Genomic DNA, 24,802 nt, shown 5'->3' on the forward strand with positions numbered 1-24,802 from the left:
GGCCGACGAACCTGGCATGCGGAAGGATTCACCACCCCTGGTGCGTCCCAGAGCACGATCCGCATTCCTATGATGGGCGCACGACACCGCGGACCAACCCGACCAGCAGGGCCCGTCAGGTGTACGGCGGCGCGACGGTGGTGTGGAGGGGTCGATGACACAGGGGGCCGGTCAGGAACCCGTGGTGCGGACGGCGACGTTGCGCGACTTCCGCGTACCGCCCTATGCGCAGTCACCTGCGCCGCCCGCCTCGCCGCACCCGGGAAACGCCTTCCCGGAGGGCGACGTGCCCGAGGGATACACGCCGACGGCGCGCGATCTCCCCGTCATCAGTGCCGCCGAACCAGCCCAGGTGCAGCCCGTGTCCGAACCGCGCCCCGCCGCCCATCCCGGCCTCGGCCCGCTGTATGTGGTCGGTGACGTCCACGGCTACCTGGACGAGCTGCTCGCCGCGCTCGGCGAGCAGGGCCTGATCGACTCCGAAGGCCGCTGGGCCGCCGGCAACGCGCGCCTCTGGTTCCTCGGCGACTTCACCGACCGGGGTCCCGACGGCATCGGCGTCATCGACCTCGTCATGCGGCTCTCCGCCGAGGCCGCGGCCGCCGGCGGCTACTGCAAGGCCCTGATGGGCAACCACGAGCTGCTGCTCATCGGCGCCAAGCGATTCGGCGACACCCCGGTGAACTCCGGCGCGGGCACCGCGACCTTCCAGGCCGCCTGGCTGCTCAACGGCGGCCAGAAGGCGGACATGGAGCGCCTCCAGGACGTCCACCTCCAGTGGATGTCCCGGCTCGACGCGGTCGTCGAGGAGGACGGGCACCTCCTGATGCACTCGGACACGACGGCGTACCTCGACTACGGCTCCACCATCGAGGACGTCAACGACACGGTGCACGCCATTCTCACGCGCAACGACGCCGACGAGTGCTGGGACCTGTTCCGCAAGCTCACCAAGCGGTTCGCCTTCCGGGACGACTCGGGCGCCGAGGCCGTCCAGGAGCTGATGGCGGCCTACGGCGGCCGGCGCGTCGTCCACGGTCACAGTCCCATTCCGTACCTGACCGGCGAGGTCGGCTCCGAGGACGGCGAGGACGGCGCCGGTCCCCAGGTCGACGGACCCCATGTGTACGCGGACGGGCTCGCCATCGCCATGGACGGCGGAGTGACCATGGCCGGAAAGCTACTGGTCGTCCAACTGCCGCTGCATGACTGACGTTCGGCGGGGAAGACGCACCCTGAGCTGACCACGCCGAGCACGGGCCTATTTCCGGAAACCCTCTGTCACCCCGTGCTGTGCGCGCTCTACCATCGGCGTATCAGTAGCAGGCTCTCCTCCGTTTCCGCCCAACTGCCCGGCCAGAGCGGGCACACAGGCCCGACGGAGCATCGGGGGATGCACATGAACAGCGCTCCGCACCTGCTGACCGAGGACCGGCCCGAGTACGAACGGCTCCTCGACGACGCACTGCGTCACGCTCATGAACGACCGGAACTGGCCGCCGTCGGCGAACGCCTCAACGCCGCCCAGCTGCGCACCATGGCGCTGGCCGCCGTCGCCCTGATCACCGCCACGGCAGCCTCCGAGTACGAGCAGTACGTGAAGGCCCGTGACGAACTGCGCGCCTCCGACCGCGACGCGGTCCCGGGCACCGCCCCGGACGGCCTCCGCCAGTCGGGTGCCGGCATAGGAGCGGTCGTCACCGTTCTGGCGCCGATGCTGGCGGGCACGGCGGCGGCCATCTTCCTGCTGGCCGGCTACCTCCTGAAGATGCTGGAGCCACCCCCGGCGTTCGCCAGGACCATGGTCGGCGCGGGCTGGTTCTTCGCCGCCGTCACCGCCGCCGCCATCTTCGTCGCCGCGGTCGGCCTGCTCATCACCGCCCTGCGCAACGGCTCGACATCCCTGACGGCCCACGAAGCCGACGAGGAACTGCCCGACGACGTGGCCCGGGCCAAGGAAGCGTGGCGGCAGGCCCTGCTGGAGCGGGGCATCGTGCCCTTCCTGCACGACGCGCTCACCGAGCCCGGCACCGGCCCCACGATCCCCGCCCCGCATCGCCCGGCGGGCCGCTTGCCGAAGATCGGCTACAGCAGGCCCGACTTCGCGGGCCCGGACGCGGGCCCGGCGGCCGCACCCCGCCCCACGTACACCAGCCCGGACTTCACGAGCCCCGACTTCGGCGGCCCCGAACACGAACTGGACTGACCGCGGCGGGAGCCGGCACCGGCCGGGCGCAGGCGCCCCCGAGCCTCGGCCCCCGCCGTCACAGGCTCCGTCCGACCTTCCTCACCGCCCGCTCGACCGGCGCACGGCCGTACACCCGCGCCGGGGCAGGACGGGACGGGGCGGAGAAGCGACGGCACGACCGGGGGCGGTGGGCGACACGGTCGGCACTCAGCAGGTACCTGATCACAGGCACGGGGCGGAAGGGGACGTAGCCGATCGCTCCGGCCCATGTCCGGGAGAGCAGGGAAGTTGATCACTTCGCACTCGGTCTCGCCCCGTCCGTCACGCCCTCCGCGCAGCCCGCACCCGACCGTACGGCCCCGGCAGCCGGTGCCGGGGCCGTACGCCGGCCGTCCCGCGCCAGGTCAGTCGGCCACCGGCAGGTAGACCCGGTTCCCGCCCGCCGCGAACTCACGCGACTTGCGGAGCATTCCCTCGGCGGCCTCCTCGGCCGTCGCCGCCGCGCCGTCCTGAGCGCCGAACTGCTCGGTGATGCTGTGGCTGATCTTCATCGAGCAGAACTTCGGACCGCACATCGAGCAGAAGTGCGCCGTCTTGGCAGGTTCGGCCGGCAGGGTCTCGTCGTGGAACTCCCGCGCCGTGTCCGGGTCGAGCGCCAGGTTGAACTGGTCCTCCCAGCGGAATTCGAACCGGGCGTCCGACAGCGCGTCGTCCCACTCCTGCGCTCCCGGATGCCCCTTGGCCAGGTCGGCGGCGTGGGCCGCGATCTTGTACGTGATGACCCCGGTCTTCACGTCGTCCCTGTTCGGCAGCCCGAGGTGTTCCTTGGGCGTCACGTAACAGAGCATCGCCGTCCCCCACCAGGCGATCATCGCGGCGCCGATGCCGGAGGTGATGTGGTCGTACGCCGGCGCGATGTCGGTGGTCAGCGGGCCGAGCGTGTAGAACGGCGCCTCCTCGCAGATCTCCTGCTGGAGGTCGATGTTCTCCTTGATCTTGTGCATGGGGACATGGCCCGGGCCCTCGATCATGGTCTGCACGCCGAACCTCTTGGCGACCGTGTTCAGCTCGCCGAGCGTGCGCAGTTCGGCGAACTGGGCCTCGTCGTTGGCGTCCGCGATCGACCCGGGACGCAGTCCGTCGCCGAGCGAGTACGTCACGTCGTACGCGGCGAGGATCTCGCAGAGCTCCTCGAAGTGCTCGTACAGGAAGGACTCCTTGTGGTGCGCCAGGCACCAGGCCGCCATGATCGAGCCGCCGCGGGAGACGATGCCGGTCTTGCGGCGGGCGGTGAGCGGCACGTACGGGAGGCGTACGCCGGCGTGCACCGTCATGTAGTCGACGCCCTGCTCGGCCTGCTCGATGACGGTGTCCTTGTAGATCTCCCAGGTCAGCTCCTCGGCCCGGCCGTCGACCTTTTCGAGGGCCTGGTAGAGGGGAACGGTGCCGACCGGTACGGGTGAATTGCGAAGAACCCACTCCCGGGTGGTGTGGATGTTGCGGCCGGTGGAAAGGTCCATGACCGTGTCGGCGCCCCACCTGGTCGCCCACGTCATCTTGTCCACCTCCTCCTCGATGGAGGACGTCACCGCGGAGTTGCCGATGTTGGCATTCACCTTCACCAGGAACCGCTTTCCGATGATCATCGGTTCGCTCTCCGGATGGTTGACGTTGGCGGGCAGCACCGCGCGGCCTGCGGCGATCTCCTCGCGCACCACCTCCACCGCCACGTTCTCCCGGACCGCGACGTACTCCATCTCCGGGGTGGTCTCGCCCCTGCGGGCGTACGCCAGCTGGGTGACGGGCCGGCCGTCCCGGCTGCGCCGCGGCCGGGACGGCCGGCCGGGGAAAACGGCGTCCAGGTTGCGCAGTCCACCCCGCGGCGAGGTGTGCTTGAGCCCGTCGTCCTCGGGGCGGGCGGGGCGGCCCGCGTACTCCTCGGTGTCGTTGCGGGCGATGATCCAGTCAGCCCGAAGGGGCGCGAGCCCGCGGCGGACGTCGGTCGCGGTGGCGGGGTCGGTGTACGGCCCCGACGTGTCGTACAGCGTCACGTCCTTGCCGTTGGTGAGGTGCACCTGGCGAACCGGCACCCGGATGTCCGGGCGAGGCCCCTGGACGTATCCCTTGTGCCAGCCGATGGACTTCCCGGCCTCGTCGCCCTGGCTGGAGGCAGGCGTGCGTGTGTCCGATGTGGTCATGAGACCTACTCCCTACGCCGGCATTACCCGGTAACAGGTTCGGCGGTCGGCGCAGCGTCTCCCGTACGGACGTACGGCGGTCAGCGCCCTCTCAGCCCGGTGCTCCGAGCTCCCGCGTGTGCAAAGGTGCCCCCACGCTAACCCCCGGACGGGCGAGCAGAAAGAGGGCCCCTCCCTTCTTGCGATGATCGGCTGGTGACGCCCCCTCATCGCGACTCAGAACCGCAGGGCCATCAGCATGCCCACACGCACAGCCATGGCCCGGCCGTGCCCGTCTCCGCCCATCTGCGCAAGGTGATCGCCGCCGTGCTGATCCCCTTCGCGGCCGCCGTCCTCGTCGGTCTCGTCGCGCTCTGGCCGGATGGCACGCCGGCGCACGAACGGACCGGTGTCGGTTTCGACCGGCAGACCCAGCAGGGAAAGGTGGTGAGCGTCGTCGAGGTGGACTGCAAGGACGTGAACGCCGCCCAGCTCCCCGTCGACGGCGAGACCTCCCCGCCCGGCGGGGCGCGGAAGGGCGGCGGAGGGCTCTGCGAGAAGGCCACCGTCGAGGTCACCAGCGGTCCCGACGAGGGACGCCGGTTCGTCGAGGTGGTCCAGCCGGACGCACCCCGTCAACTGCGTGAGGGTCAGGGGGTGGTGGTCGCTTACGCGCCCGACGCACCCCATGACCTCCAGTACTCCGTGACGGATGTGAACCGGAAGTTCCCCCTGACGCTGCTGGCCGGGATCTTCGCCCTCGCGGTGGTGCTCGTGGGCAGGATGCGCGGAGTCATGGCCCTGGTGGCGCTGGCGCTGTCGTTCGCGGTGCTGACCCTGTTCATCCTCCCAGCCATCCTGCAGGGCTCGAACCCGTTGCTGGTGGCGATCGTCGGGGCGGGCGCGATCATGCTGATCGCGCTCTACATCTGCCACGGGCCGACCGCCCGCACCTCCGTCGCCGTCATCGGCACCCTGATCTCCCTGCTCCTGATCGGGCTGCTCGGCTCACTCTTCATCGGCTGGGCGAGCCTGAGCGGGAACACCGATGACAACACCGGCCTCATCCACGGCCTGTATCCGCACATCGACATGAGCGGCCTGCTGCTGGCCGGCGTCATCATCGGCTCCCTCGGGGTGCTCGACGACGTCACCGTCACCCAGACCTCGGCGGTATGGGAACTGCGCCAGGCGAATCCCACCATGACTGCGAAGCAGCTCTACCGGGCAGGGATCAGAATCGGACGCGATCACATCGCCTCGGTGGTCAACACCCTGGTACTGGCCTATGCGGGCGCCGCGCTGCCCCTCCTGCTGCTGTTCACGGTCGCGCAGAGCAGCGTGGGCACGGTCGCCAACAGCGAGCTGGTGGCGGAGGAGATCGTGCGCACCCTCGTCGGCTCGATCGGACTGGTCGCCTCCGTGCCGGTGACGACCGCGCTCGCGGCACTGGTCGTCTCCGCGGACCGCACGGGGCCCGGCGCGGAAGCCGAGGCTTCGGCACCCGTGCGGAGCGGCAGGGGTCGACGACGGCGGGCGAAATCCTGACCGGAACACGGAGCGTGATTCACCCGATCGGCAGGTGTCTTGTTCGAGTGTCATGGAGGGCCCGAGAACACGGGCCTCTTCAGCCGGCGTTCTGCTCTTCGGCCAGAATGCGCCCCAGCTCCTCCTCCAGGTTGCCGTCGAAATCACCCAGCGTGCACTCCTGCCCGAGCGGCACCAGCTTGTCCGTGCGGTCGAGGAAGGCGACAAGAGGTGCCGTGCCCGCCCGGAAGAGCGCGCGATCGGCGCCCACCTGCAACCGGATGTGGACATCGGACAAGCCCTCGGGCTCGGTCGGCGCGATGTGTACATCGCCGTCGCCACTGGGGCTGTTGAGGCCGTCGAGCAGCAGCTCACGACCGAAGGCCCAGGTGACGGGGGCGTCGCCGGGCAGATGGAAGGTCATCCGGATCGCGTACGGATCGCACACTTCGTACCGGAGCTCCACCGGGATACGGAATGAGAGCTCCTCGGAGACGAGGAAGCTCATCATGACCTCAGCTTGAACCGACTCGCGCATCGTTCAACCCCGCAGTAGATGAATCTGGCCAGGAATGATCCCCCATGGCCCTATTGACGCCATCGTGGTGCACGCGATAGCAGATCACAAGGAGTGATTTTTCAGATACTGATAGAGAACACGAACGAACGCAAGAGGCTTGCCACTTCACCGCGTAGCCGTTCGACTGCGGGGAGCAACCGTTCTTCCTCGGCGAGGGGGACGGAAATGGCCATCGCGGCGGCGGGGAATCCGGCCGCGATCGGGATGGCCGCACAGACCGTCCCGAGGGCGTACTCCTGTCGTTCGATGACCGGTTCCGTACGCTCCAGCGACCGCAGTCGCGCGAGGAACGCCGAACGGTCGCGCACGGAGTACCGGGTCAGCGGGCGCACCGGGTGCCGGTCCAGATGGTCCTCGCGGGCCTTCTCGTCGAGCCGACTCAGCAGACACTGGCCGATCGCGTGTGCGTGCCCGGTCTCGCGGAAGGTGGCCCACTCGTCCACCGCCGGCTGCTCGGGGGTGTCGGCCACGGCGAGGAGTTCGATCTCGCCCTCGCGGTAGATCGCGCAGTACACCGGGGCTCCGACGATGTCCCGCCAGCGGCCCAGCGACTGGGTCATGGTGCTGCGGCGATTGCACAGGGCGCCGTCGCCCATCAGCCGTTCGGCGGCGGCGCCGAAGAAGAAGACGCCGTTCTCCCGGCGCAGATACCCCTCATGGGTCAGGGTCCGCAGCAGGTGGTAGGCGGTGGGAAGGGGAAGCCCCGCCTCCCTCGCGAGTTGTTTGGCCGGGGCCCCGTCACGATGGGTGCCCACAGCCTCCAGCAGCCTCAGCGCCCGCTGCACCGACCCGATGAGCGTCGGAACAGCCGTACTCGATGCCGTGGTCAACGGTCACCCCCAGGCGTGGTGACGGGCGGTCAGCCCGCCCGTGGGGGCCTCCCCCACAGGTCTGCCGCAGACCTGGGGGTCCGGGGACCGGATCCCGTACAAACCACTGGTCGGGGTGGTGACTTACGGCGCTTTTCCCAGGCGGCGGCAGCGGACTGTCACTGTATCGGCAGCCTTGTGACCGGGTGCAGATTCGCCTTTCCCTTAGCTCAGCTGGGCTAATCCCCCGTCGGGCGTGCGGTCACCAGCCGCTACGGGAGGACGACGACATGAACTTGCGTACGACGAAAACGAGCCCACCGACCAGGATCACGAAGATCAGGATCTTGAAGAGCAGACCGACCACGAAAGCGACCAGGCTGGCGATCAGACCACCGAACACGACGATCGCGAGCACGGGTACCGCGATCCACTTCACCCACCAGGGCATCCCAGCGAATATCTCCCGCACGGCCATCGTCCTACCTCGTCTCTGTGAGTTCCTGACTTCGATGCTAGAGGCGAAGGGGGGCCGGCGGGCCCCGGGAAGCCCTTGTCCTCCCCTGATCAATCCCCTAGGGAACCCGGAGAGACTCCGACCGCGGGCTCATCCCTCGGGCGGCGAGAAGACCACCATCACCCGCAGGTCCTCGGTGATGTGGTGGAACTTGTGGGCCGTGCCGGCGGGTACATACACGACACTTCCCCTTCCCACCTGCGTGGTTTCCATGCCGACGGTGATCGACGCACGACCGCTGACCACGAGATAGACCTCGTCCTGGCCGTGCGGCTGCTGCGGGTCGAGCTCTCCGGCGTTCAGGGCGTACAGGCCGACCGACATGTTCCGCTCGCGAAGGAACTGCAGGTACGCACCGTCGTTGGCGACCCGTTCCGCCTCGAGTTCGTCCAGCCTGAATGCCTTCATGGCCCGTCCGCCCCTTGCCTCTGCCCAGTCGGTGCCCGTCACCGATCATGTCTGCCACGATCAGACACATGAAGAATTTCGTAGTCAAGACGATCGCCAACGCGGGTGCGCTGGCCGTGGCCATCTGGCTGCTCCAGGACATCACGCTGACCGACGGAAGCACCGGCCGCAAGGCCCTCACCCTGATACTCGTCGCGCTGGTCTTCGGACTGGTCAACTTCGTGGTCAAGCCGATCGTGAAGCTGCTCACCCTGCCCCTCTTCATCCTCACCCTGGGCCTGATCACCCTCGTGGTGAACGCCCTGATGCTGATGCTCACCTCGTGGCTGGCCGGGGTGCTGGATCTGAGCTTCCACGTCGACGGCTTCTGGACCGCCGTCCTGGGCGGCCTGATCGTCTCGATCGTCTCCTGGGCGCTGAACGTCGTCCTCCCGGACGAGGACTGATCCGCCCGGCGGGGAACGAACCGCGTCCACCTGAGACAGTGCGATCAGGACCGGTGACCGGCCGGGGAGAGAAGCGAGGACGAAGCATGAGCACCAAGGGCGACGGAACCCGGGCAGTACGCGCGGGACTGCCGGAACCGCAGCAGTACGAGCCCACCCTTCCCGGCCCGGTCTTCGCCGCGCACTATCACCTGTCCGGCGAGCCGACCGGCCCCTACACCTACGGCCGGGACACCAACCCGACCTGGACCCATCTGGAACGGGCCATCGGGGAGCTCGAAGCCCCGGGAGAGAGTGCGGAGACCACCGTCTTCGCCTCCGGAATGGCGGCGATCTCGGCCGTCCTGCTCTCCCAGGTGCGCAGCGGCGACGCCGTCGTGCTCCCCGACGACGGCTACCAGGCGCTTCCCCTGCTGCGGGCCCAGCTCGAGGCGTACGGGGTCGAGGTACGGACCGCGCCGACCGCCGGCGACGCACAGCTGGACGTTCTGGAGGGCGCGAAGCTCCTGTGGCTCGAGACGCCCTCCAATCCGGGTCTCGACGTCTGCGACGTGCGGCGGCTGGTCGAGGCCGCACACGCCGGCGACACGCTGGTGGCCGTCGACAACACCCTCGCCACCCCGCTCGGCCAGCGGCCGCTGGAGCTGGGGGCCGACTTCTCGGTGGCCAGTGACACCAAGGGCATGACGGGCCACGGCGACCTCCTGCTCGGCCACGTGACCTGCCGCGATCCGGAGCTTGCGGCCGGGGTGCGGCGCTGGCGCAAGGTCGTCGGTGCGATCCCCGGCCCGATGGAGGCATGGCTCGCGCACCGGTCGCTGGCCACGCTGGAGCTGCGGATCGAGCGGCAGTGCGCCAATGCCCTCGCGCTCGCCGAGGCGCTCGCCAGGAACCAGGCCGTGTCCGGGCTGCGCTATCCCGGCCTGCCCACCGACCCCTCGTACGCGAACGCGGTACGCCAGATGCGGCGCTTCGGCTCGGTGGTCTCGTTCGTGCTGGCCGACCGGGAGACCGCGGAGCACTTCCTGTCGGCCCTGCGGTTGGTCGAGGACGCCACCAGCTTCGGCGGCGTACGTTCCACCGCCGAGCGGCGGGCCCGCTGGGGAGGCGACGCCGTACCGGAAGGGTTCATCCGCTTCTCCGTCGGCGCCGAGAACGCCGAGGACCTGGTGGCCGATGTCGAGCAGGCGCTTGCCGCTGCCACCGGCGGGAACTGATCCCGCTTCCGCCTCCCGCGGTGCGGTGCGGGCGGTCCGAACCTCCCCCCTCGTGGCTCGGACCGCCCCGATCCTCCGCGTTCTCCGCGTGAAGGACCGCCTCGACAAGGCTAGTTGACTCTGCGTCAGTGTCCAATCACAGTAGCGACAGCGACCTATCGACATATTTATAGTTGTCCGGGTCCAATCGGATGCGTCGCTGCATGAGGGCGGGAGGGACGGGACGTGGATCTGGCCCTGCTGCGCACCTTCGTCACCGTGCACCGAGCCGGCTCCTTCACCCGCGCCGCCGCGCTCCTCGGCCTCTCGCAGCCCGCCGTGACCTCGCAGATCCGCACCCTGGAACGGCAGCTGGGCCGGCCGCTCTTCCTGCGCAGGGCCCGCGGGGTGACCCCGACGACGATCGGCGACGAACTCGCGCACCGGGCCGCTCCCCATCTGGACGCGCTCGTCGAGATCACCGAGACCGGCCTCGACGAGGAGTCGGGGGTACGGACCCTGCATCTGGCGGGCCCCCCGGAATTCCTCTCGCTACGGGTGCTGCCCGCACTCACCCCGCTGGTCGCCCAGGGGCTCGCGCTGCGCGGTTCGTTCTCCGCCGAGGCGAACGAGACCTTGGACGGCCTGGCCGCCGGGCACCACGACCTGGCCGTCGTGACGGCCCGGCCGCGCGGGGAGCTGCTCACCGCCACCCCGCTCTGCGACGAGGAGCACGTCCTGGTCGCTGCACCGCGCTGGGCCGGCCGCCTGGGGCCGGGAACGCTGCGGCGCAACGGGCCCGTGGTCCTGGAGCAGCTGCCCGTGATCGAGGTGCACGAGAGCCTGCCGTTCGTCTCCCGGTACTGGGCCGCCGTCTTCGAGAGCTCGCCCGCGGCCTCCGGCGCCGTCATCGCGCCGGACCTGCGGGCGGTCCTGGAGTGCGCGGCCGCCGGTGCCGGGCTCGCCGTACTGCCACGCTATCTGTGCGAGGAGGCGCTGGAGCGCGGCGAGGTGGTGGCGCTTCTCGATCCTCCGGTCCCGCCCCTGCGTACCTATTTCCTGGCCGCGCGGACCGGCACGCTCACCCTCCCGCATCTCTCCCGGGCCCACGAGTGGCTGCTGCGGGCCGCAGCCGACTGGTGACCTCAGAAGCGCCCAACAGCGCCCCGGTGTTTCAGAACGGGTCGCGCGGGCCACGCTTCTGCCATGACCGAACGCCCTGTGGTCAAGCGCACCGCACGCGCCATCCTGCTCGACGGCGACGACCTCATCCTCATCAAGCGCACCAAGCCCGGGGTGGACCCGTACTGGGTCACACCGGGTGGCGGGGTGGAGCCCGAGGACGCCACCGTCGTCGAGGCCCTGCACCGCGAGGTGGACGAGGAGCTCGGCGCGAAGATCACCGATGTGGTGCCCTGCTTCGTCGACACCGTGGAACACATCGAGGAGGGCGGGGTGAAGGGCGTCAAGGTTCAGCACTTCTTCGTCTGCCGCCTCGACTCCATGGACCTGTCCCTGCGCCACGGTCCGGAGATCGACGCCCCCTGCGGGGAGTACGACGTCGTACGGGTGCCCTTCAGCCGGGTCGGCATCGCCGCGGTGCACCTCGTACCGCTGTCGCTGAGACACTATCTGGACGGCAATATCGAGGGGGTCCGGGCCTTGCACGCCACCGACCTGGGCTGACGCGTCGACCGGTTCACGCGGAGGCGGCTCTCGCCGGGCGCGCAGTGTTTCACGTGAAACCGTTCGTGCACCCTGCCCTGGCGCAATTTTCGGCTGCGGGACTCGGCCAGATCCGGTAAAGCGGTGGACGGCGATCACCGCGTCGGACAGCCTGGCCCGTATGCCCAGCTCATTGCCCCGCCCGCTGTCCGATCTACCCATCCGGCGCCTCACCCGGGACGACTTGATCGCCTGCGCCGATCTCAGTGAGGACCGCGGCTGGCCGCGTGATGAGGAGCGCTGGTCCCTGCTGCTCGCCGCCGGAACGGGCTACGGCATCGACGACCCCGCCGGCAAGGGCCTGATGGCGACCTGTGTGGTGGTCTCGTACGGCCCCGGGATGGCCGCCGTCGGCATGCTGCTGGTCGCCGGGCGCCATGCCCGGCGAGGGATCGGCCGGTATGTGATGCAGAGGGTGATCGAGACTGCCGGGGGCACCACGCTCAGCCTCCATGCGACCTCGACGGGCCGCCCTCTCTACGAGGAACTCGGGTTTGTCGCCGTGGGGCGCACCGTCCGCCTGCACGGGAGCTTCCGACCGCCTGCCGTCCCCGCCTCCTTCCAGCCGACGGCGGTCTCCGGCCCCCGGCCCCCCGCCGGCCCCGGGGCCGTCATCCGGTCTGCTTCCGCCCAGGATCTGCGGGCCTTGGTGCAGTTGGACTCGGTCGTCTTCGGACTCGACCGCACCCATCTGTTGACCCGGCTCCCGATGTTCGCCGACCACCTGCGGGTCGCCGAGGAGGACGGGGAACTGATCGGGTACGCCGCACTCTCGCCGAGCGCCGAGAACCACTCGGTCGGTCCGCTGATCGCCAGGGACACCGCCACGGCGAAGCTGCTCCTGTCCTCGCTGGCCGCGGCGACGGACCGGCCGTTGCGCGTGGACGTCGATGCCCGCCACGAAGAACTGCTCGACTGGCTCGGAGCCTGCGGGCTGCTGGCCGTCTCAAACACCACGGTGATGGTCCTCGGTGAGCGGCAGCACGGGGACTGGCCCCGGTACTTCGCCCCCTTGAGCCTGGCGACGGGCTGACCCCCGGCCCTCGCTCCGGTCGTGTGCGCTGCGCGGGGAGGGCACGGGGCCGTGGCTCAGCTCCGGGACGCGGGCACCGCCGCCGACTCCGGGGTATGAGTGACGGCGAGACGGCTCGGAGCGGTCGTCCGGCGCTCCAGCCTGCTGGCCACGAGGGCGAGTACCAGCCCCGCCGCGGCGAGCACCGCTCCGACCCAGTTGGGTGCGGTGTAGCCGAGATCGGCGCCGATGACGATCCCGCCGAGCCAGGCCGAGAGCGCGTTGCCGAGGTTGAAGGCACCGATGTTCATCGCGGAGGCCAGCGTCGGGGCCTCCACCGCCTGGTCGAGCACCCGCTTCTGCAGCGGAGGCACGGTCGCGAAGCCGAAGGCGCCGATCAGGACGAGAGTGACCGCTGCCGTGACCTTGTTGTGGGCGGTCAGGGTGAAGAGGCCCAGGACCAGGGCGAGGCCGCCCAGCGACACATGGAGCAGAGGCGTGGGGTGACGGTCGGCGAACCTGCCGCCGACCAGATTGCCGCCGACCATGCCGAGGCCGAAGAGGACCAGCAGCCAGGTGACCGCGGAGGCCGAGTATCCGGCGGTCTCCGTCATCATCGGCGTGATGTAGGTGATCGCCGCGAAGACGCCACCGAAGCCGAGAACCGTCATCGCCATGGCGAGAAGGACCTGCACATTGCGGAAGGCTGCGAATTCCTGTCGCAGCCTGAGACCCTCGGCGCGGGGCTGTTCGGGAACGAGCCGGGCAACGCCGAGCAGACCCAGAACCCCCAGGGCCGCGACGACGAAGAACGTGGAACGCCAGCCGGCATTCTGACCGATGTAGGTGCCCACCGGCACACCGACGACGTTGGCGACGGTGAGCCCTGTGAACATCAGGGCGATGGCGCCCGCCTTCTTCTGCGGGGTGACCAGACCGGCCGCCACGACCGCTCCGATGCCGAAGAAAGCACCGTGGGCGAGCGAGGCGATCACGCGGCCGATGACCATCACTTCGAAAACGGGTGCGGTCGCGGTGACCACATTGCCGATGATGAACAGGCCCATGAGGATCATCAGCATCCGTTTGCGGCTGACCTTCGTGCCGAGCACGGTCATCAGCGGAGCCCCGAGCACGACGCCGAGCGCATAGCCCGTGGCCAGGAAGCCGGCGGCCGGGATGGACACCTGGAAGTCGGCGGCCACCTCGGGGAGCAGTCCCATGACCACGAACTCGGTAGTCCCTATACCGAAGGCCCCGATGGCCAGAGCGAGGAGTGCGAGCGGCATGGGTTCACCCTTCCAAACGATTGTTGCAGCGCCTTACAAGCGTAGACAATAATTGCAGACGCGCATTAATTGCAAGCGCCGACTATTGCAGCCGTCGGCTACTCTGGGCGTAAGCAACTCCGGCACGGAGGAGAGACCATGACAGCCACGGACCCGGCCCTGACCGCCCTCTCCCAGGGCTGGATCGCGCTCTCCCTGCTCCACGGCAAGATCGAGACGCGCGTCGAACGGGCCCTGCAGAGCGGTCACGGCCTCAGCGTGCGGGAGTACTCCTTGCTGGACGTGCTCAGCCGACAGCACAACGGACCGGGCGGACACCTGCAGATGAAGCAGGTGGCAGACGCCGTCGGGCTGAGCCAGAGCGCCACCACCCGCCTGGTAACCCGCCTCGAAGACCGCGGACTGCTGACCCGGTACCTCTGCGACACCGACCGCAGGGGCATCTACACCGATGTCACCGACACCGGGGCCGCCCTGCTCTCCGAAGCCCGGCCGACCAATGACAGCGCCCTGCGCGCCGCGCTCGACGAGGCTGCGGAGAACCCCGAGCTGGCCCCGCTCGTCAGGGCGGTCGAGGAACTGAAGGCCATTCCCGTTTAGTCCACCCGCCGACTGCGTAGGCTGCGGATCATGAGCGATCTGGACATACGCCGCGCGACCGCTGACGACCTGGCGGAGATCGTGGCGCTGCTCGCCGACGACCCGCTGGGTGCCCGACGCGAGTCGCCGGACAACCTCGTGCCCTACCGGACGGCGCTCGGGCGGCTGGCCGACGACCCGAACCAGCACATGATGGTCGCTGTGCGCGCGGAGCGCGTCGTCGGAACCCTGCAGCTGAGCGTGATCCCGGGGCTGTCCCATCGTGGCGCCACTCGTTCCGTGATCGAGGGCGTTCGCATCCACGCAGACGAACGAGGCAGCGGCCTCGGCACCCGGCTGATCCAGTGGGCCGTGGACGAATCACGTCGGCAGGGCTGCCAACTGGTTCAGCTCACCTCCGACCTCTCCCGCACCGACGCGCGTCGCTTCTACGAGCGGCTCGGCTTCGTGGCCAGCCATGTGGGTTTCAAGCTCGCCCTCTGACCCTGCTTCCCTCCCGAGGAGCCGACGTGCAACGCATCAGTGACGAACAGCGGCGTATCCGGATCGGCTGCCGCCATCTGCTGGCACCCGCCGTACGGGCCTCATCGCCCGTCGCGGTGGCCGACGCCCTCGTCGGGCTCCATGCGACCGACGCTGCCACCGTCTTCCTTTCCGTCTGCGCCAGGCTCGCCGAGCCCGGCGTCGCCTCAGTGGAGCGGTGCCTCTACGAGGACGTTTCGCTGGTGCGGATGCTCTCCATGCGCAACACCCTCTTCGTCGTCTCGGATGAGATGGCTCCCCGGGTCGAGGCCGCGAACGCGCGCGCTGTGGCCGCCAAGGAGCGCCGCAACCTTCTCAAGCACTTGCGGGAGGACGGCAACGGCCTGGACGAACGCTGGCTCGACGAGGCCGAGAAGAGCGCCCTGGCCTTCCTCGACGAGAGCGGCCCGGTCTCGGGCAGCGAACTCGCCGCCGGCGTGGCCGCACTCCGCACCAGGATCACCCTGTTTCCCGGGAAGAAACAGGAGGCGGTGCAAGGCGTCGCGACGCGGGTGATCCGCGTACTGGCCGCAGAGGGGAGGATCCGTCGGGAGCGGCCGCGGGGCTCCTGGACCTCCAGCCAGTTCCGCTGGGCCCTTGCCCAGCCCCGCGCGGAGGAAGAAACCGCCCCGGCCCAGGCGGAGCTCGCCCTGCGCTGGCTACAGGCGTACGGACCGGGCACCGAGGGCGACCTCAAGTGGTGGACGGGGTGGGGAACGCGCGAGGTCCGTACGGCGCTGGCGGCGGTCGAAGCCACGGAGGTGCTGCTCGACAACGGGGCCGTGGCCTGGGTCGCCCCCGGAGATACGGAACCCGAACCCGAACCCGCCCCCTGGGCGGCCCTGCTGCCCGCGCTCGACCCCAGCGGCATGGGCTGGGCGGACCGCAGCTTCCATCTGTCGGCCGAACACCGGGCAGCCCTCTTCGACCGCTCGGGCAACATCGGCCCCACGGTGTGGTGGAACGGCGAGATCGTGGGTGGCTGGGCGCAGCGCGGCAACGGCGAACTGGTCTGGCGGCTGCTGACCGATCCCGGCCGGGAGGCATCGTCGGCGATCGAGGCCGAGGCATCCCGGCTGGCGGCCTGGGTGGGAGACGCGCGGATCACACCGCGCTTCCGGACCCCTCTGGAGCGGGAGTTGACCTCCTGAGCCGCTGGGCGGCCTGTTTCACGTGAAACGGGCCGCCCCGACTTCCTGAACGGCACTCAGCTCTCAGGCCCTCCTCGGCCCGTGGAGCTCGCTCTCTGGGTCGCGCTCAGTCCCCCAGACCGCGCCAACCCTCCTTGTCCACACCGCCGGGTACCGCTGCCGCTGGGTCGTACGGCTCACGTGTGAAGACGAAGGACCCCAGATCGAGGTGGTTCACGCTGCCGTCGGCGTTCCGTACGATCCGTAGCGTCTCCCCCGCGTAGTAGCCGTCCAGACCCACCCAGGTGCCGTCGGGCCGTGCGGTGAAGCGGGCCCCCCTGCCCTGGCCGTTCACCGGCCGCAGCTCAAGACCTCGATCGGCGGTCAGCCGCAGGATGTTCGGGCGCGTGGCCCAGTACCACTGACCGGTCAGGGCGAGGAGTTCCGGATCGGTCTCGGGCAGCGGGCGCCAGGGCTCCGGGATGCGGGGCTCGGCCTCGGCGACGATGTCGACGAGATCAGCGGCCACCTCACCGATCGCGAGACCGGAGGTCGCGTTGACGAGCACCACGGCTGCCACGTCATCCTCGGCACTGACCCAGAGGGCGGCCAGGAAGCCGGGAAGCGAGCCCGTATGTCCGATGAAGGTGCGCCCCTTCCGTCGGCCCAGCTGCAGCCCCAGACCGTAACCGTTGTCCCAGTCGCCGGGCTCCGGAGCAGCCGACGGGCGCTTCATCTCCTCCACCGACGCGGCGCGGAGCACCCGCTCGTCGCCCTCGGCAAGGAAGGCCGCGAAGCGGAGCAGATCCGCGGTGGTGGACCAGAGCTGCCCGGCGGGCGCCATCAGTCCCAGGTCCTCCGCCGGTTCGGGAAGCATGGCGTCGGCCCACGGATGCACCGCCCAGCCGCCGGCATGCGGAGCCTGTGGGAGGTAACTCGTGCGGTGCATACCGAGAGGCTCCAGCACCTCGCGTCGCAGCACCTCCTCCCAGGACGCCCCGCGCACAGCCTCGACCAGCGAACCGAGCAGGGTGTAGCCGGGGTTGGAGTAGTGGTGCCGGTGGCCGGGCGGGTGCATGGCGATCTGCTCACCGAGCACGTCCGCGAGGGTAGGGCGCAGACTGCCGGGGGTTCGCTCCCACCAGGGCGCGGTCGTCTCGGCACCGAGCCCCGCACTGTGGCCGAGCAGCTGATGGATGGTCACGTCGCCCGCCCCGGTGCCGGGGAGGTGCTTTTCCAACGGATCGGCCAGATCGAGCAGCCCCTCGTCACGCAGCCGCAGCACCAGCACCGCGGTGAACGACTTGGTGAGGGAGCCGATCCTGAACTGCGTGTCGGAGTCCGGGGCATGGCCGTCGACGCAACTGCGCGAGCCCTCCCAGACCGTCCGCCCCTGCCGCTGCACGGCAGCAACCAGAGAGGGGGTACGCCCTTCGGCCTGAGCCGTGGCGACGCGGTGCAGCAACGCGCGCCGGGTACCAGGAAGCAACTGTTCAGCAGGAGAATTCATCATCAACAACTACCGCCCGCACGGACGTATGGCGACTTCATTTCCCGGGCCGGTGCCGGTCAGGTCTGTGCCATGTCCACGAAGCGGGAATAGTGGCCCTGGAAGGCGACCGTGATCGTCGCCGTCGGGCCGTTTCGATGCTTGGCCACGATCAGGTCCGCCTCACCGGCACGCGGTGACTCCTTCTCGTACGCGTCCTCACGGTGCAGCAGGATCACCATGTCGGCGTCCTGCTCGATGGAACCGGACTCACGGAGGTCGGAGACCATCGGCTTCTTGTCCGTGCGCTGCTCAGGGCCACGGTTCAGCTGGGAAAGAGCGATGACCGGCAGCTGCAGCTCCTTGGCCAACAGCTTGAGGTTTCGCGACATGTCGGAGACTTCCTGCTGGCGGCTCTCCGCGCGCTTGGAGCCGCCGGACTGCATCAGCTGAAGGTAGTCGATGACCACCAGCTTGAGGTCGTTGCGCTGCTTGAGGCGACGGCACTTCGCCCGGATCTCCATCATGGAGAGATTGGGGGAGTCGTCGATGTAGAGCGGGGCCGCGGAGACGTCCGGCATCCGCCGGGCGAGCCGCGTCCAGTCCTCGTCGGTCATCGTGCCGGAACGCATGTGGTGCAGTGCCACCCGAGCCTCGGCGGACAGCAGGCGCATGGCGATCTCGTTCCGCCCCATTTCCAGGGAGAAGATCACGCTGGGGAGGTTGCTCTTGATCGAGCAGGCCCGGGCGAAGTCCAGTGCGAGGGTCGACTTACCCATGGCAGGACGTGCCGCGATGACGACCATCTGGCCCGGGTGCAGGCCGTTGGTCAGGGCATCGAGGTCGGTGAACCCTGTGGGCACCCCTGTCATCTCTCCGCTGCGGGAGCCGATCGCCTCGATCTCGTCGAGGGCGCCCTCCATGATGTCACCGAGCGGCAGATAATCCTCGCTGGTCCGCTGCTCGGTGACGGCGTAGATCTCGGCCTGCGCGGAGTTGACGATGTCGTCGACATCGCCGTCGGCCGCGTATCCCATCTGTGTGATCTTCGTGCCGGCCTCGACGAGCCGCCTCAGGACCGCGCGTTCGTGGACGATCTCCGCGTAGTACGACGCGTTGGCCGCCGTCGGCACAGACTGGACCAGGGTGTGCAGGTACGGCGCCCCGCCCACCTTGGTGATCTCGCCGCGCTTGACCAGCTCGGCGGCCACGGTGATGGGGTCGGCCGGCTCGCCCTTGGCATAGAGGTCGAGAATCGCCTGGTAGACGGTCTCGTGCGCGGGGCGGTAGAAGTCATGGCCCTTGATGATCTCCACGACATCGGCGATGGCGTCCTTGGACAGGAGCATGCCGCCCAGCACGGACTGCTCCGCGTCCAGATCCTGGGGCGGAACCCGCTCGAAGCCCGAGGGGCCGCCTTCCCAGTCGTGGCTCTCCCGGCCGCCGCCGTGGCGCTCGCCCCGGTCCCGGTCCTCACCCCGGCGCTGGCGCTGGCGGGAGACGGGCAGCCGGTCACTGGGGCCGGTGTCCGCCCAGGGGTCGTCCAAGGGTTCGGAAATGCTCATCCGGCCACCTCCTCCCGTCCGCTCCGCGGACCTAGCCGTGCTTCTCTTTCTTACGGCACGGCACCGACAAACAAGACCCCCGACTCCGGTTCCGGTGTGTCGAGTTCTGCCATCTCGCAGAGCCGAAACGGGGTGGGGGCGCCGGACTACGGTAGGCGGCTCGGCACCGTCAGCCAATCTGGTTATCCACAGGCCCTGTGGATGATGGCCCAGATGCTGTGGAGAACTCCGCGGAACCTGTGCACGGACCGGGGGACAGCACTGTGGACAAACTCATAGCGCAGCTGCAAATACCGCTTTGACCTGGGCTTTCCCCATCCACTGGCTGTGGGGGAGAAAAAGTTCCGCAGTGGGGCGGAGATCATGGCGTCTCTGGCGGAGGAGTGACCCACAGATGAGCAAATGTAAGGACTCCCAGCCAATTGCATCTCTTACCTGTGGAAGATTAGATTGGCTGCCATGATCCAGCCACCGGGGCCCCCGTCCTCCCGTCGCCGTCGGCATGACCGCGAGATCATCGCGCTCGCCGTCCCGGCTTTCGGCGCACTCGTGGCCGAGCCGCTGTTCGTGATGGTCGACAGTGCGATCGTCGGCCATCTCGGCACCCCGCAGCTGGCCGGCCTGGCGGTCGCTGCCGCCCTGCTGACGACCGCGGTGAGCATTTTCGTCTTCCTCGCCTACGCCACCACCGCAGCGGTCGCCCGACGGGTGGGCGCCGGCGATATGGCCGCCGCGATCCGCCAGGGCATGGACGGCATCTGGCTGGCACTCCTGCTCGGTCTCGCCGTCATCGTGCTGACGCTCCCCCTGGCCCCCTGGCTCGTCGACGTCTTCGGCGCCTCTCCCACAGCGGCCCCCCACGCCATCACCTACCTCCGGATCTCCAGTCTCGGCATCCCCGCGATGCTGGTGGTCATGGCCGCGACCGGCGTACTCCGGGGCCTCCAGGACACCCGCACCCCGCTCTACGTCGCCATCGGCGGCTTCGCAGCCAACGCGGCCCTCAACGCCGCCCTCGTCTACGGCGCCGGTCTGGGCATCGCCGGCTCGGCCTGGGGCACGGTCATCGCCCAGCTCGCGATGGCGGCCGCCTACCTAGTCGTCGTCGTACGGGGGGCCCGACGGCACGGCGCGTCGCTGCGCCCCGACGCTGCAGGTATCCGGGCCTGCGCACAGGCGGGGGTGCCCCTCCTGGTCCGCACGCTGTCGCTACGCGCCGTCCTGCTCATCGCCACGGCGGTCGCCGCCCGGCTCGGGGACACCGACCTCGCCGCACACCAGATCATCCTGTCCCTGTGGAGCCTGATGGCCTTCGCCCTCGACGCCATCGCCATCGCCGGACAGGCCATCATCGGGCGGTACCTGGGAGCGGGCGATGCGCAGGGTGCCCGCGAGGCCTGCCGCCGGATGGTGGAGTGGGGCATCGCGTCCGGAGTGGCCCTGGGGGTACTGATCGTCCTGGCCCGTCCTCTCTTCGTACCCCTGTTCACCGGCGACGCTTCGGTCCGGGACGCTCTGCTGCCGGCCCTCCTGGTGGTGGCCGCCACCCAGCCGATCGCCGGCGTCGTCTTCGTCCTGGACGGCGTACTGATGGGCGCCGGTGACGGGCCGTACCTGGCCTGGGCCATGCTGGTGACCCTGGCCGTCTTCGCGCCGGCGGCCCTTCTGGTCCCGGCCCTGGGCGGCGGACTCACCGCCCTGTGGTGCGCGATGGCACTGATGATGATCGTGCGGATGGCGACGCTCTGGCTCCGTACCCGCTCAGGAAAATGGCTGGTCACCGGCGCGACCCGCTGAACCTGGGCACGCGCCCGCCCGAGGACCGCACATCACCGAGGCGGAGGAGTCCCCGGGCAGCATGTTTCACGTGAAACGGCGAAGGGCCGCACCCCGGAGGGTACGGCCCTTCACTGTTCTGCTGAGGTGCGGCCCGATCAGGCAGCAACGACCTCGACGCCGAGCTTCGCAGCGACCTCGGGGTGCAGACGCACGGACACCTGGTGCCCGCCGAGCGTCTTGATCGGCGAGCCGAGCTCGACGCGACGCTTGTCGACGTCCGGACCACCGGCGGCCTTGATCGCCGAGGCGATGTCGGCCGGGGTGACGGAGCCGAAGAGCCGACCGGCGTCGCCGGAGCGAACGGCCAGACGGACCTTCACGGCCTCGAGCTTGGCCTTGACCTCGTTGGCCTGCTCGATCGTGGCGATCTCGTGGATCTTGCGGGCGCGGCGGATCTGCGCCACGTCCTTCTCGCCACCCTTGGTCCAGCGGATGGCGAAGCCACGCGGAACCAGGTAGTTACGGGCGTACCCGTCCTTGACGTCGACGACGTCGCCTGCAGCACCGAGGCCGGTGACCTCGTGGGTGAGGATGATCTTCATGATTCGGTCACCCTTCCCTTATCGCGCGGTGGACGTGTAGGGCAGCAGCGCCATCTCACGGCTGTTCTTGACTGCCGTGGCGACGTCACGCTGGTGCTGCGTGCAGTTGCCGGTGACGCGGCGGGCACGGATCTTGCCGCGGTCGGAAATGAACTTCCGCAGCATGTTCGTGTCCTTGTAGTCCACGTACTGGGTCTTGTCCTTGCAGAACGCGCAGACCTTCTTCTTAGGCTTGCGCACAGGCGGCTTCGCCATGGTGTTTCTCCTGTGTGATCAAGAAGTGGGGGTACGAGCTTCCCTAGAAGGGGGGCTCGTCCGAGTAGCCGCCGCCGGAGCCACCGGAGCTTCCGCCCCAGCCGCCTCCGCCTTGCTGGCCCCCGCCCTGGCCGCCGGCCGGCGCGCTCGTGGCCCACGGGTCGTCGGCGGGAGCCCCGCCACCACCCTGCTGGCCACCACCGGGACCGCCGCCCCAGTTACCGCCACCCTGCTGGCCGCCGCCGTATCCACCCTGACCGCCCTGGCCACCGCGACCGGTGGTCTTGGTGACCTTGGCCGTGGCGTTCTTGAGGCTGGGGCCGACTTCCTCGACGTCCAGCTCGTAGACCGTGCGCTTGACGCCCTCGCGGTCTTCGTACGACCGCTGCTTCAGCCGGCCCTGCACGACAACGCGCATGCCTCGCGTGAGCGACTCGGCGACGTTCTCCGCCGCCTGCCGCCAGACCGAGCAGGTGAGGAACAGGCCTTCGCCGTCCTTCCACTCATTGGTCTGCCGGTCGAAGATGCGGGGAGTGGACGCGACGCGGAACTTCGCGACCGCCGCACCGGACGGGGTGAAGCGCAGCTCGGGGTCGTCGACGAGATTGCCGACGACCGTGATGACGGTCTCGCCTGCCATGGGTGAACCTCTCGGCGGGGATTTCTTGGCTGCTTGCTGCTACTCGGACCCGATGACCGCTGAGCCGGAAGCTCAGTGAATCTCGGGGCGGAGGACCTTGGTCCGGAGGACCGACTCGTTCAGGTTCATCTGGCGGTCGAGCTCCTTGACGACCGCAGGCTCGGCCTGCAGGTCGATGACCGAGTAGATGCCCTCGGGCTTCTTCTTGATCTCGTAAGCGAGACGACGACGGCCCCAGGTGTCGACCTTCTCAACCTTTCCTTCGCCCTCACGGACGACGGAGAGGAAGTTCTCGATCAGCGGGGAGACTGCTCGCTCCTCGAGATCGGGGTCGAGGATGACCATCACCTCGTAGTGACGCATGTGGAACCCACCTCCTTTGGACTCAGCGGCCACGGTCGTTCCGTGGCAGGAGGGTCGTGATGCGTTGAGCAACGGTGCCCGAGTAAAACAGCTGCCACTGACAGCACCCTCGGTGAGGAGGGGCGGACCGTGTGGGCCTGGGCAGACACCGGTGCAGACCGACCAGAGTACCCGCAGACCGGCTTCCGGTTGAAATCCGGTGGTCAGGGGACGCAATCTGTACACATCGGGTGTGAGCGGCGCCACGACCGCGCCGCATTGTCGGCCAGGAGGTACTCCATGGCACACGTAACGCGGACCCGCCCCTCCGTCTCGCTCTTCGCCACGGACGGCAGGCCCCATCCGCTGCAGGACGCGCTCGTGGGGGTCACGCTCGTCCTCGGTGCCCTCGCCTTCATCTCGGCGATGTTCCACAACCTGCACCTGCTGAGCTCGTGGGCCGGGCTCATCGGCATCCTCACGGGGGCGTACGGCCTGTACATCTCCGTGACGACGCGTGAGAGGTTCCCGCTGATCGTCGGCATGGGGGCCGCCGCCCTCGGGTTCTTCCTCGGCATGGCCCACGGCGGACTCTTCGGCGGCGTGATCGGCTGACCCTGCGGATCCGGGCCGGGCGGCTCCGCCACCGAGCGGGGCCGCCCCCGCACGCCGCCCGGAACCGAGCGGGCCCGATGGGGCCAGACCGCGCGCTTCCCGGTCACAGTAGGCTTCGGCGCGAGAGCCGGAGCCCCTGACCGATGGGGACACACCTGCCGAGGAGCGCCCCGCATGAGCCTGACCCTGAGGACCATCAGCCGAGAGCAACACCTGGCCTACATCCAGAGTCTGCCCGCGGCCAGTCACATGCAGGTCCCGGCATGGGCGGATGTGAAGGCCGAGTGGCGCTCGGAGAGCCTGGGCTGGTTCGACAAGACCGGCCAGCTCGTCGGCGCGGGCCTGGTGCTCTACCGGCAGCTCCCCAAGATCAAGCGGTACCTGGCGTATCTGCCAGAGGGCCCGGTCATCAACTGGTACGCCCCCAACCTGAGCGACTGGCTGCAGCCGATGCTGGCGCACCTCAAGCAGCAGGGCGCCTTCTCGGTGAAGATGGGCCCGCCGGTGGTCATCCGCCGCTGGGACGCCTCGGCCATCAAGGCCGGCATCCAGGACCCGGACGTGAAGCGCCTGCGCGACGTCGAGGCCACACACATCGAACCGCGCGCCTTCGAGGTCGCCGACCGGCTGCGGAAGATGGGCTGGCAGCAGGGTGAGGACGGCGGCGCCGGATTCGGTGACGTACAGCCCCGCTACGTGTTCCAGGTGCCGCTGGCGAACCGCTCCCTGGAGGACGTCCACAAGGGCTTCAACCAGCTCTGGCGGCGCAACATCAAGAAGGCCGAGAAGGCCGGCGTCGAGGTCGTCCAGGGCAGCTACGCGGAGCTCTCCGAGTGGCAGCGGCTGTACGAGATCACGGCGGAGCGCGACCGCTTCCGCCCGCGCCCGCTCGGCTACTTCCAGCGCATGTGGACGGCCCTCAACAGCGAGGACCCCAACCGGATGCGGCTTTACTTCGCCCGTCACGAGGGGGAGAACGTCGCGGCCGCGACCATGCTGATCGTCGGCGGCCACGTCTGGTACTCGTACGGCGCCTCGGCCAACCACAAGCGCGAGGTCCGCCCCTCGAACGCGATGCAGTGGCGGATGCTGCGCGACGCGTACGCCATGGGCGCCACGGTCTACGACCTGCGCGGCATCTCGGACTCGCTGGACGAGACCGACCACCTCTTCGGTCTGATCCAGTTCAAGGTCGGCACCGGCGGTCAGGCGGCGGAGTACCTCGGCGAGTGGGACTTCCCGCTCAACAAGCTGCTGCACAAGGCGCTCGACATCTACATGTCGCGTCGCTGATCCGCGCTCCCCAGCTGACGAAACCGGCTCCATTCGTTTCAATGGGGCCTGAACACGCTTCTCCCCTCCGATTCACCGCAGCCACCAGAAGGGTTC

The 24,802-nt window shown here is 69.2% G+C and carries 26 protein-coding genes and 1 riboswitch; of the genes, 14 read left to right on the top strand and 12 right to left on the bottom strand.

Annotation, left to right across the window (positions count from 1 at the left end; genetic code table 11):
- The first annotated feature begins 154 nt into the window (after positions 1-154).
- Positions 155-1,213, top strand: coding sequence for a metallophosphoesterase (locus tag ABZ564_RS15655; RefSeq protein WP_360855660.1), 1,059 nt, complete (start codon positions 155-157; stop codon positions 1,211-1,213).
- A gap of 180 nt (positions 1,214-1,393) precedes the next feature.
- Entirely contained in the window at positions 1,394-2,206 is an 813-nt protein-coding gene (locus ABZ564_RS15660; RefSeq protein ID WP_360855663.1) for a hypothetical protein, read from the top strand.
- Between the two features lie 386 nt (positions 2,207-2,592).
- On the opposite strand, the gene thiC is transcribed toward ABZ564_RS15660, so the two are convergent.
- The gene (thiC, locus tag ABZ564_RS15665) at positions 2,593-4,386 is read right to left on the bottom strand and encodes a phosphomethylpyrimidine synthase ThiC (RefSeq protein WP_360855666.1); all 1,794 of its coding nucleotides are present in this window, start codon (positions 4,384-4,386) and stop codon (positions 2,593-2,595) included.
- Positions 4,379-4,512, bottom strand: a riboswitch (TPP riboswitch). (Overlaps the previous gene by 8 nt.)
- A 66-nt stretch (positions 4,513-4,578) precedes the next feature.
- On the opposite strand from thiC, the gene ABZ564_RS15670 reads away from it, so the two are divergent.
- Positions 4,579-5,913 carry a YibE/F family protein gene (locus ABZ564_RS15670; protein WP_360855754.1) on the top strand — a complete coding sequence of 445 codons (1,335 nt, stop codon included), beginning with the start codon at positions 4,579-4,581 and terminating at the stop codon, positions 5,911-5,913.
- A gap of 79 nt (positions 5,914-5,992) precedes the next feature.
- Here the strand turns inward: ABZ564_RS15670 and ABZ564_RS15675 are convergent, their stop codons facing one another.
- The 4 genes from ABZ564_RS15675 to ABZ564_RS15690 form a co-directional block, all read right to left on the bottom strand.
- Complete coding sequence (locus ABZ564_RS15675; protein WP_360855668.1) at positions 5,993-6,430, bottom strand: SsgA family sporulation/cell division regulator; 438 nt, start codon at positions 6,428-6,430, stop codon at positions 5,993-5,995.
- A gap of 101 nt (positions 6,431-6,531) precedes the next feature.
- Positions 6,532-7,302, bottom strand: coding sequence for a helix-turn-helix domain-containing protein (locus tag ABZ564_RS15680; protein ID WP_360855671.1), 771 nt, complete (start codon positions 7,300-7,302; stop codon positions 6,532-6,534).
- Between the two features lie 241 nt (positions 7,303-7,543).
- Positions 7,544-7,753: a DUF5326 family protein gene (locus ABZ564_RS15685; RefSeq protein ID WP_360855674.1), complete on the bottom strand. Its 210-nt coding sequence runs from the start codon at positions 7,751-7,753 to the stop codon at positions 7,544-7,546.
- Positions 7,754-7,888: 135 nt separating this feature from the next.
- A complete protein-coding gene (locus tag ABZ564_RS15690) occupies positions 7,889-8,206 on the bottom strand; it encodes a cupin domain-containing protein (protein ID WP_360855676.1) in 318 nt (105 codons plus the stop codon).
- Between the two features lie 68 nt (positions 8,207-8,274).
- Here ABZ564_RS15690 and ABZ564_RS15695 point away from each other — a divergent pair, with 68 nt between their 5' ends.
- The 5 genes from ABZ564_RS15695 to ABZ564_RS15715 all read left to right on the top strand — a co-directional run bounded on the left by ABZ564_RS15695 (position 8,275) and on the right by ABZ564_RS15715 (position 12,606).
- The gene (locus ABZ564_RS15695) at positions 8,275-8,652 is read left to right on the top strand and encodes a phage holin family protein (RefSeq protein ID WP_360855678.1); all 378 of its coding nucleotides are present in this window, start codon (positions 8,275-8,277) and stop codon (positions 8,650-8,652) included.
- Positions 8,653-8,738: 86 nt separating this feature from the next.
- On the top strand, positions 8,739-9,869 hold the full coding sequence (locus ABZ564_RS15700; RefSeq protein WP_360855681.1) for a cystathionine gamma-lyase: 1,131 nt from the start codon (positions 8,739-8,741) through the stop codon (positions 9,867-9,869).
- A gap of 225 nt (positions 9,870-10,094) precedes the next feature.
- Positions 10,095-10,991, top strand: coding sequence for a LysR family transcriptional regulator (locus ABZ564_RS15705; protein WP_360855683.1), 897 nt, complete (start codon positions 10,095-10,097; stop codon positions 10,989-10,991).
- 63 nt (positions 10,992-11,054) lie between these two features.
- Positions 11,055-11,534: an NUDIX hydrolase gene (locus tag ABZ564_RS15710; protein WP_360855686.1), complete on the top strand. Its 480-nt coding sequence runs from the start codon at positions 11,055-11,057 to the stop codon at positions 11,532-11,534.
- A 160-nt stretch (positions 11,535-11,694) separates the two neighbouring features.
- The gene (locus ABZ564_RS15715; protein ID WP_360855689.1) at positions 11,695-12,606 is read left to right on the top strand and encodes a GNAT family N-acetyltransferase; all 912 of its coding nucleotides are present in this window, start codon (positions 11,695-11,697) and stop codon (positions 12,604-12,606) included.
- Positions 12,607-12,662: 56 nt separating this feature from the next.
- On the opposite strand, the gene ABZ564_RS15720 is transcribed toward ABZ564_RS15715, so the two are convergent.
- Positions 12,663-13,874: an MFS transporter gene (locus ABZ564_RS15720; RefSeq protein WP_360855692.1), complete on the bottom strand. Its 1,212-nt coding sequence runs from the start codon at positions 13,872-13,874 to the stop codon at positions 12,663-12,665.
- A 138-nt stretch (positions 13,875-14,012) separates the two neighbouring features.
- Here ABZ564_RS15720 and ABZ564_RS15725 point away from each other — a divergent pair, with 138 nt between their 5' ends.
- The 3 genes from ABZ564_RS15725 to ABZ564_RS15735 are packed head-to-tail and all read left to right on the top strand — an operon-like array spanning position 14,013 to position 16,147.
- Positions 14,013-14,474, top strand: a complete 462-nt coding sequence (locus ABZ564_RS15725) for a MarR family transcriptional regulator (protein ID WP_360855695.1) — start codon at positions 14,013-14,015, stop codon at positions 14,472-14,474.
- Positions 14,475-14,504: 30 nt separating this feature from the next.
- A complete protein-coding gene (locus ABZ564_RS15730; RefSeq protein WP_360855698.1) occupies positions 14,505-14,957 on the top strand; it encodes a GNAT family N-acetyltransferase in 453 nt (150 codons plus the stop codon).
- Between the two features lie 26 nt (positions 14,958-14,983).
- Positions 14,984-16,147, top strand: a complete 1,164-nt coding sequence (locus ABZ564_RS15735) for a winged helix DNA-binding domain-containing protein (RefSeq protein WP_360855701.1) — start codon at positions 14,984-14,986, stop codon at positions 16,145-16,147.
- Positions 16,148-16,253: 106 nt separating this feature from the next.
- Here ABZ564_RS15735 and ABZ564_RS15740 read toward each other — a convergent pair whose 3' ends face one another.
- Together ABZ564_RS15740 and dnaB are read right to left on the bottom strand one after the other, a co-directional pair.
- Positions 16,254-17,636, bottom strand: coding sequence for a serine hydrolase domain-containing protein (locus tag ABZ564_RS15740; RefSeq protein ID WP_360855703.1), 1,383 nt, complete (start codon positions 17,634-17,636; stop codon positions 16,254-16,256).
- A 59-nt stretch (positions 17,637-17,695) separates the two neighbouring features.
- On the bottom strand, positions 17,696-19,180 hold the full coding sequence (gene dnaB, locus ABZ564_RS15745) for a replicative DNA helicase (protein ID WP_360855706.1): 1,485 nt from the start codon (positions 19,178-19,180) through the stop codon (positions 17,696-17,698).
- A gap of 459 nt (positions 19,181-19,639) precedes the next feature.
- Between dnaB and ABZ564_RS15750 the strand changes: the two genes are divergently transcribed.
- Positions 19,640-20,977 (top strand): MATE family efflux transporter, encoded by a 1,338-nt coding sequence (locus ABZ564_RS15750; protein WP_360855709.1) that lies wholly within the window; start codon positions 19,640-19,642, stop codon positions 20,975-20,977.
- Positions 20,978-21,114: 137 nt separating this feature from the next.
- On the opposite strand, the gene rplI is transcribed toward ABZ564_RS15750, so the two are convergent.
- The 4 genes from rplI to rpsF all read right to left on the bottom strand — a co-directional run bounded on the left by rplI (position 21,115) and on the right by rpsF (position 22,819).
- A complete protein-coding gene (rplI, locus tag ABZ564_RS15755) occupies positions 21,115-21,561 on the bottom strand; it encodes a 50S ribosomal protein L9 (RefSeq protein WP_143617560.1) in 447 nt (148 codons plus the stop codon).
- Positions 21,562-21,579: 18 nt separating this feature from the next.
- Positions 21,580-21,816 carry a 30S ribosomal protein S18 gene (rpsR, locus tag ABZ564_RS15760; protein ID WP_003967857.1) on the bottom strand — a complete coding sequence of 79 codons (237 nt, stop codon included), beginning with the start codon at positions 21,814-21,816 and terminating at the stop codon, positions 21,580-21,582.
- 43 nt (positions 21,817-21,859) lie between these two features.
- Complete coding sequence (locus tag ABZ564_RS15765; RefSeq protein WP_018522065.1) at positions 21,860-22,456, bottom strand: single-stranded DNA-binding protein; 597 nt, start codon at positions 22,454-22,456, stop codon at positions 21,860-21,862.
- A 72-nt stretch (positions 22,457-22,528) separates the two neighbouring features.
- Positions 22,529-22,819 (bottom strand): 30S ribosomal protein S6, encoded by a 291-nt coding sequence (gene rpsF / locus ABZ564_RS15770; RefSeq protein ID WP_018101872.1) that lies wholly within the window; start codon positions 22,817-22,819, stop codon positions 22,529-22,531.
- A gap of 279 nt (positions 22,820-23,098) precedes the next feature.
- On the opposite strand from rpsF, the gene ABZ564_RS15775 reads away from it, so the two are divergent.
- Both ABZ564_RS15775 and ABZ564_RS15780 read left to right on the top strand, forming a co-directional pair.
- Positions 23,099-23,413: a hypothetical protein gene (locus ABZ564_RS15775; RefSeq protein WP_360855714.1), complete on the top strand. Its 315-nt coding sequence runs from the start codon at positions 23,099-23,101 to the stop codon at positions 23,411-23,413.
- 174 nt (positions 23,414-23,587) lie between these two features.
- Entirely contained in the window at positions 23,588-24,706 is a 1,119-nt protein-coding gene (locus ABZ564_RS15780; protein ID WP_360855717.1) for a peptidoglycan bridge formation glycyltransferase FemA/FemB family protein, read from the top strand.
- The last annotated feature ends 96 nt before the right edge of the window (positions 24,707-24,802 follow it).

The organism is Streptomyces sp. NPDC019224 (genome assembly GCF_040632605.1).
Lineage (GTDB): Bacteria > Actinomycetota > Actinomycetes > Streptomycetales > Streptomycetaceae > Streptomyces.

What these genes read in the sequence shown, in the direction of transcription:
- ABZ564_RS15655 (WP_360855660.1), top strand. Translation starts at nt 155, where the DNA reads ATGACACAGGGGGCCGGTCAGGAACCCGTGGTGCGGACGGCGACGTTG.
- ABZ564_RS15660 (WP_360855663.1), top strand. Translation starts at nt 1,394, where the DNA reads ATGCACATGAACAGCGCTCCGCACCTGCTGACCGAGGACCGGCCCGAG.
- thiC (WP_360855666.1), bottom strand. Translation starts at nt 4,386, where the DNA reads ATGACCACATCGGACACACGCACGCCTGCCTCCAGCCAGGGCGACGAG.
- ABZ564_RS15675 (WP_360855668.1), bottom strand. Translation starts at nt 6,430, where the DNA reads ATGCGCGAGTCGGTTCAAGCTGAGGTCATGATGAGCTTCCTCGTCTCC.
- ABZ564_RS15690 (WP_360855676.1), bottom strand. Translation starts at nt 8,206, where the DNA reads ATGAAGGCATTCAGGCTGGACGAACTCGAGGCGGAACGGGTCGCCAAC.
- ABZ564_RS15695 (WP_360855678.1), top strand. Translation starts at nt 8,275, where the DNA reads ATGAAGAATTTCGTAGTCAAGACGATCGCCAACGCGGGTGCGCTGGCC.
- ABZ564_RS15700 (WP_360855681.1), top strand. Translation starts at nt 8,739, where the DNA reads ATGAGCACCAAGGGCGACGGAACCCGGGCAGTACGCGCGGGACTGCCG.
- ABZ564_RS15710 (WP_360855686.1), top strand. Translation starts at nt 11,055, where the DNA reads ATGACCGAACGCCCTGTGGTCAAGCGCACCGCACGCGCCATCCTGCTC.
- ABZ564_RS15715 (WP_360855689.1), top strand. Translation starts at nt 11,695, where the DNA reads ATGCCCAGCTCATTGCCCCGCCCGCTGTCCGATCTACCCATCCGGCGC.
- ABZ564_RS15720 (WP_360855692.1), bottom strand. Translation starts at nt 13,874, where the DNA reads ATGCCGCTCGCACTCCTCGCTCTGGCCATCGGGGCCTTCGGTATAGGG.
- ABZ564_RS15725 (WP_360855695.1), top strand. Translation starts at nt 14,013, where the DNA reads ATGACAGCCACGGACCCGGCCCTGACCGCCCTCTCCCAGGGCTGGATC.
- ABZ564_RS15730 (WP_360855698.1), top strand. Translation starts at nt 14,505, where the DNA reads ATGAGCGATCTGGACATACGCCGCGCGACCGCTGACGACCTGGCGGAG.
- ABZ564_RS15740 (WP_360855703.1), bottom strand. Translation starts at nt 17,636, where the DNA reads ATGAATTCTCCTGCTGAACAGTTGCTTCCTGGTACCCGGCGCGCGTTG.
- dnaB (WP_360855706.1), bottom strand. Translation starts at nt 19,180, where the DNA reads ATGAGCATTTCCGAACCCTTGGACGACCCCTGGGCGGACACCGGCCCC.
- ABZ564_RS15750 (WP_360855709.1), top strand. Translation starts at nt 19,640, where the DNA reads ATGATCCAGCCACCGGGGCCCCCGTCCTCCCGTCGCCGTCGGCATGAC.
- rplI (WP_143617560.1), bottom strand. Translation starts at nt 21,561, where the DNA reads ATGAAGATCATCCTCACCCACGAGGTCACCGGCCTCGGTGCTGCAGGC.
- rpsR (WP_003967857.1), bottom strand. Translation starts at nt 21,816, where the DNA reads ATGGCGAAGCCGCCTGTGCGCAAGCCTAAGAAGAAGGTCTGCGCGTTC.
- ABZ564_RS15765 (WP_018522065.1), bottom strand. Translation starts at nt 22,456, where the DNA reads ATGGCAGGCGAGACCGTCATCACGGTCGTCGGCAATCTCGTCGACGAC.
- rpsF (WP_018101872.1), bottom strand. Translation starts at nt 22,819, where the DNA reads ATGCGTCACTACGAGGTGATGGTCATCCTCGACCCCGATCTCGAGGAG.
- ABZ564_RS15775 (WP_360855714.1), top strand. Translation starts at nt 23,099, where the DNA reads ATGGCACACGTAACGCGGACCCGCCCCTCCGTCTCGCTCTTCGCCACG.
- ABZ564_RS15780 (WP_360855717.1), top strand. Translation starts at nt 23,588, where the DNA reads ATGAGCCTGACCCTGAGGACCATCAGCCGAGAGCAACACCTGGCCTAC.